Source organism: Micromonospora sp. NPDC051296 (assembly GCF_040682255.1).
GTDB lineage: Bacteria > Actinomycetota > Actinomycetes > Mycobacteriales > Micromonosporaceae > Micromonospora > Micromonospora craterilacus.
On the sequence record NZ_JBFBAO010000420.1, the window covers coordinates 1 to 5551 of the forward strand.

The following is a 5551-nucleotide window of genomic DNA, read 5'->3' on the forward strand; positions in this document are numbered from 1 at the left end:
GGCGGCGGTGCTGCGGGTGACGTCGGGCGGGGTCAGTAGATCGTCGATCGCCGCGTGGAACTCTTCGAACGTCAGGATCTGACTAACCCGGTCCTGGTAGCGGCGGAAGGCTCGACTGAAGTGGTCGGCCAGCTGGCCGACCTCCTCGATCCCTTCGGCCGCTTTGACAGTGAGGTAGCTGCTGGTGCCGGTACCGAGATCGTGCCCCACTGCCAGATCGACGAAGATGTCACCGGGTTGCAGGATTTCGGCCAGGTATGGGCGGTCGGCCTGATTGAGCGAGGCGGCCAGAAAACCGGCCCGGGCTGGATCAGCAAGGGCGAACAGCGTCAGCTCCGAGCTGGCATCGCCTGAGACGGCCAGGTCGAGGTTGGTGAAGTCTCGGAAGCTGTCCAGCCCGAACAGGCCGGCGAACTCAGCGTGGCCGTGTTCCCACCGATCCGCCGCCGGCCACCGCGAGACGCAGGCCCGAGCGGGAACGAACCCGACGTCGGCGGTATGCCACTCTGGCTGCTCAACGTCGACCTCGTACTCCCACCGGACCAACTGCACCGCCTCACGGTCGACGCCCAGAAGCTGCGCCGCCTCGTCTCGGTAGTACGCAGGAATGGCGAACCGGCTTCGACCCGCGGTCAGTGCCCACGCCAGCGCCCGCCATACCGCCAAGGCCTCACCGTCGTTGTTGTTAATCCCGTGCCGATGCCACGGATTCATGCCCGGATCCTCCGGATAGTCCTGCTCCCACAGTCCCGACCACGCCGGGCCAGGCAGATCCGCCTCATCGGCACGAATCACGTAAGAGTGCAGCCCATCGCGATGCTGGTGCTCGAACCTCAGAAACCGCTCCGGATCTGCCACGCCATCAGGATGCCGGAACTCACCCGTTGATACCGAACCAGACCGGTGCCGGCTGCGGATGGCACACTCTCATGCCGCCGAGCGGGCGCGCCGGAAGGTAGGAACTTCCGTCACTCTCCGTAGATGTCCGGCGCAGGCGTCGGCTCGTTCCCCGTGCACGCACGTGCCGATGTCCGCGCACCAGATCTTGGTGGTTCAGGGGAGCTGGTGCGCTGGCAAGATGAGCGGGGTGACGGTGCCGCGCAGAGATCTCCTGGCCGCGGTTCTGGTGCTCGCCCTACTCTGGGCGCCGCCCATCACCGCGGCCGGTGACTGGGCCCGGACCTGCGCCGGGATCGTGCTGGCTGCCCTGACCGGTGCCGCGCTCGTGCTCCACCGGCGAGCACCTGTCGCGGCAACCGCGGCGGTCGCGGTCACGACCCTGGTGGGTGTGGTCGTCGGCCTCTGTCAAGATCCGATGCTGGCCGCCGCCTGGTGTCTCTATCCGGTGGCGGTGGAACGCGGTCCGCGGGCCCGGGCGCTGGTGATCACGCTGGTCGGCGTGCTCGCCGGACTGGCCGCGGTGACCGGGGTCTCGTCCGGCCTCGGCACGCGGGTGGCCGTGGCCACGGCCGCGTTGTGCTCGGCGTGGCTGGTCGGCACCGCCGTTGGTCGGCAGATCGCGTCCGCGCGGGATGCGGAGCGGATGCGGGTGCAGCTGGACCTGGCCCGTGAGATGCATGACGTCGTCGGGCACACGCTCGGGGTGATCGCCGCCGAGGCCGGCGTGACCCGGGGACTGCCGGACGCTCCAGAGGCCGAACTGCGCGGGGCACTCGCCGACATCGAGTCGCACGCCCGGGACGCCCTCGAGGAGATGCAGGGCCTGGTGCGTACCCTGCGAGAACCCGGACCCGCGTTGAGCAGGCTGCTCGCGATCATCGCGACCACCCGCGCCGCCGGGGTCGCCGTGCACGCCCGGCTGGAACCGCGCGGCCCGGTCGACGCCGAGGTCGGCGCGGCGGTGGTGCGGATCGCGCAGGAGGCGCTGAGCAATGTGGTCCGGCACGCGCCGCGGGCGTGCTGCACGGTCGAGCTGTGGGAGACCGAGGAGACGATCGCCTTACGGGTACGCGACAGCGGCGCGCCCGGGGCGACGCCGGTCTCTTCCGGTACGGGCTACGGCCTGCGCGGCATGCGGGAACGCGCCGCGGCCCTGGGCGGTACGGTGGCGTGGGGCGGCACCACGGGGGGTGGCTTCGAGGTCGAGGCGCGGCTACCGACGCGAAGGAGCTGACGATGGCGATCTCTGTCCTGCTCGCGGACGACGACGCCCGCTTTCGCGGGATCTACCGGAAGCTGTTCGACCGTATCGAGGGTTTCCGCACCGCCGGGGAGGCCGCCGACGGCGCGGAGGCCGCCCGGCTGTGCGTCGCACTGAAGCCGGACGTGGCGTTGCTGGACGTGCAGATGCCCGGCGCCGACGGGCTGGAGGCGGTGCGGCGGATCCTGCCGGCTACCGGCACTCGCGTGATCATGCTGACCACGTTCCACTTGGACGAGTACGTGCACGAGGCGCTGGCACTGGGCGCCTCGGGGTTCCTGCTCAAGAACGCCTCTCCGCAGGAGGTGCTGCAGGCCGTCCGGACGGTGCACGACGGACATGCGATGCTCGCGCCGGAGGTCACCGCGCGGCTGCTGCACTCCTTCGCACCGCGCCAGCCGCAGCGCCGGCACCAGTTCGCCGGGCAGGTGCTCTCCGAGCGGGAGGTGCAGGTCATCCGGTACGTCGCGCGCGGCTACTCGAACCAGCGGATCGCCGATGAGTTGTTCCTGAGCCTGGAGACGGTTCGCACCTATCTGCGCCGAACCTTCGCCAAGTTGGACGTGCGGGACCGTACCCAGCTGGCCGTGCTGGCCTACGAGGCGGGCCTGTTGCACGAACAGCGCTGAACCACGCTGTCTACTTCCGGGGGACGCGCCGTTCCGGCGGCCGGCGGGACGCTGGGCGGGTGATCGAGGTAGCTCATCTCACCAAGCGCTACGGGGCCAAAGCCGCCGTCGACGACGTCAGCTTCACCGTCCCGCCCGGACGGTTGACCGGTTTCCTGGGGCCGAACGGCGCCGGCAAGTCGACCACCCTGCGCATCCTGCTGGGCCTGGACCGGCCCGACGCCGGGACCGCTCTGATTGACGGCAAGCCGTACCGGGATCTGCGCTACCCGCTGCACACGGTGGGTGCCCTGCTGGACGGCGCCGGCCCGGTGCCCGAGCGGCGGGCGGTCGACCACCTCACCTGGCTCGCCCAGTCCAACCGGATCCCACGCCGGCGGGTGCACGAGGTGCTCGACGTCGTCGGGCTCGGCGGTGTCGCCAGACAGCAGGTCAAGAGGTACTCGCTGGGTATGGGCCAGCGGCTCGGGCTGGCTGCGGCGCTGCTCGGTGATCCGGACATCCTCGTGCTCGACGAGCCGGTCAATGGCCTGGATCCCGACGGGATCCGCTGGGTTCGGACCTTCCTGCGCGACTACGCGGCCCGTGGCCGTACGGTCCTGTTGTCCAGCCACCTGATGACCGAGATGGCAGACACCGCCGACGAGGTGATCGTGATCGTCCGGGGGCGTATCGCCGCACAGGGCCCGCTCGACGAGGTCAGCGCCGGGCACGCGTCGCTGGAGAGCGCGTTCTTCGCGCTCACCGGTGACCAGGGATCGGGGTGGTGAGCGTGGTGCTCGCCGCCACCCGCGCCGAGCTCACCAAGATCCTCACCCTACGCGGCACATGGACCGTCACCGGCGTCATCCTCGCCCTGCACCTGCTGATCTGCGTGGCGAACCTGCGGCAAAACACCGAGGCGGTCGCCAACATCACCCCGGATGGCCTGATCGAGCTGTTCGCCGGCCTGCCGCGTCCGGCGCACCCGGCGATCGTCGACTTCCTGATCTCCTCGTCGTTCCAGATGGGCCTGTTCCTGCCCGCCCTGGCTGCGGTGCTGGCGGGACAGGAGTTCCGCGCACGCCAGCTCGGGCAGTCGGTGCTGGCGGTGCCCCGCCGGGATGTGCTGGTCACCGCGAAGACCCTCGCGGTCGCTGCGTACCTGCTGTGCGTGTCGCTGGTGGTCGCGGGCATCAGCACCGCCTTCATGTACGCCGCGGTCAGAAGGTGGGATCCGACGGTCGTCACCAGCGACGACGCCCTGCTCGGACAGAGCCGGTTCCTGACCTTCGCCGTGCTGTCGGCCCTGGTCGCGTACGCCCTCACCCTCATCGCACGCAGCACCCTGATCGGCATCATCGCCTCCGTGGCACTCATCGCGGTCACCATGACCCAGGTCCTCGCCGTGTTCGTACCCGCGCTGGACGCGCTGTTCCCGCTCAGCGCCGGCCGCAACCTGCTGCTCAACCCCGAGGACAGCCGGCTCACCGCCGGTCCGGCACACGCTCTGGTGGTGCTGGTGCTGTGGCCGGTCCTCACCACCGCGCTCGCCGGATTGCTGCTGCACCGCAGGGACACCCGGTGACCGCGCTGCTGACCGCGGAACTGACCAAGATCCGTACCCTGCCGGCCACCTGGATCGCACTGGCACTCACAGTGGTCGCGAACACAGGGCTCGGCATCCTCGCCGCCACCGACGCCGTCCGGGTCGCCACCGGAGATGGCGAAGTAGCCGTCGGCCAGCTCGGCACGCCGATGCTCGCCCCGGTGTACGTGTTCATCGCCATCGCGGTCTTCGCGGCCGGCTCCGAGTACCAAGGCGGCCAACTCCGGGTCAGCCTGGCCTCCGTGCCGGACCGTACCCGATGGTTCTGCGCGAAGCTGACCGTGAGCGCCGCGGTCGCCCTGCTCGCCGCGATCCCCGCCGTGCTGCCCGGCCTGCTCGTCCAGCACGGCGCCGCGGGTGATCCCGCCGCTGGTCGCGCCGCCTCGGACCTGCTCACCCTGCTGACCGCCTACCTGCTGCTGAGCCTGATCGGTTTCGGCTTCGCGTTCCTCGCCCGCGGCCCCGTCACGCCACTGGCCGTCCTGGTCATCCTGCCGCTGCTGGTGTCGACGCCACTCAACGGCCTGTTCCCGCAGGTGACCAGGTTTCTGCCCCACGAGGCGACGCTCAGCCTCCTCAGCCGGGCCGCCGACCCGGCGACCGCCCTGGGCCCGGGAGCCGGGCTACTCGTGCTCACCGGCTGGGCGCTGCTGTTCGTCGGCATCGCCTGGGCCCTGATCGTGCACCGCGACAGCTGACGAAACTGCGCGCCGCCGAGCGACGGGTCACGCTCGCAACGATCACCGGGCGAGCGACGGGCAACCGGGCAGCCTCGACCAGCGGTGTGGTAAACCGCTGCGCCAACAGGCAATGCAACGGTCCCGACGGCACCTTGAACAAGGCAGAGCCGAAGACCTCGCGCTACTGCATCCTGTACGCCGGTGCCTGGCTGACCCGCAGCGGCCGACGGAGCCGCCTCAACCCGGCCCGACAGCCGGGCTTTCGTCATCCCGCAACCAAGGACAACTGTGCATTGGGCTTGTATGTCGAGATCCCCGGAGCCCAGCACACATTGACCACGTCCCTGCTCTCAGCCAACAACCGATCCACCGGTCAACTTCCGAGACCTGAGCGCCGACTTAGCCGTAGAAAGCGCGGCAAAGCGTTCGCCGCGGTGGAGTCGGTCGATGAGGTCGAGCACGGCCCGTTGTCCGCCGTGTGCGTCGACCCACC

Annotated in this window: 6 protein-coding genes and 1 pseudogene; 6 read left to right on the top strand and 1 reads right to left on the bottom strand. The window is 70.0% G+C overall.

The annotated features are described in order from the left end of the window. Nucleotides 1–858 (bottom strand): hypothetical protein (locus tag AB0M52_RS29670; RefSeq protein WP_363960598.1); only part of this gene is annotated, 858 nt, incomplete at its 3' end. 220 nt (nucleotides 859–1078) lie between these two features. Between AB0M52_RS29670 and AB0M52_RS29675 the strand changes: the two genes are divergently transcribed. The 6 genes and pseudogenes from AB0M52_RS29675 to AB0M52_RS29700 all read left to right on the top strand — a co-directional run. Continuing rightward, nucleotides 1079–2134 (top strand): sensor histidine kinase, encoded by a 1056-nt coding sequence (locus AB0M52_RS29675; protein WP_363960600.1) that lies wholly within the window; start codon nucleotides 1079–1081, stop codon nucleotides 2132–2134. Between the two features lie 2 nt (nucleotides 2135–2136). Further along, nucleotides 2137–2790 carry a response regulator transcription factor gene (locus AB0M52_RS29680; protein WP_363960602.1) on the top strand — a complete coding sequence of 218 codons (654 nt, stop codon included), beginning with the start codon at nucleotides 2137–2139 and terminating at the stop codon, nucleotides 2788–2790. A gap of 59 nt (nucleotides 2791–2849) precedes the next feature. Further along, nucleotides 2850–3470: pseudogene (locus AB0M52_RS29685) on the top strand (ATP-binding cassette domain-containing protein); the annotation flags it as partial. 86 nt (nucleotides 3471–3556) lie between these two features. Then, nucleotides 3557–4357: a hypothetical protein gene (locus tag AB0M52_RS29690; protein WP_363960604.1), complete on the top strand. Its 801-nt coding sequence runs from the start codon at nucleotides 3557–3559 to the stop codon at nucleotides 4355–4357. Further along, nucleotides 4354–5076 carry a hypothetical protein gene (locus tag AB0M52_RS29695; RefSeq protein WP_363960606.1) on the top strand — a complete coding sequence of 241 codons (723 nt, stop codon included), beginning with the start codon at nucleotides 4354–4356 and terminating at the stop codon, nucleotides 5074–5076. The genes AB0M52_RS29690 and AB0M52_RS29695 overlap by 4 nt, the downstream gene beginning before the upstream one ends. Nucleotides 5077–5210: 134 nt before the next feature. Then, on the top strand, nucleotides 5211–5551 hold a 341-nt coding region (locus tag AB0M52_RS29700; protein ID WP_363960608.1), incomplete at its 3' end, for a hypothetical protein.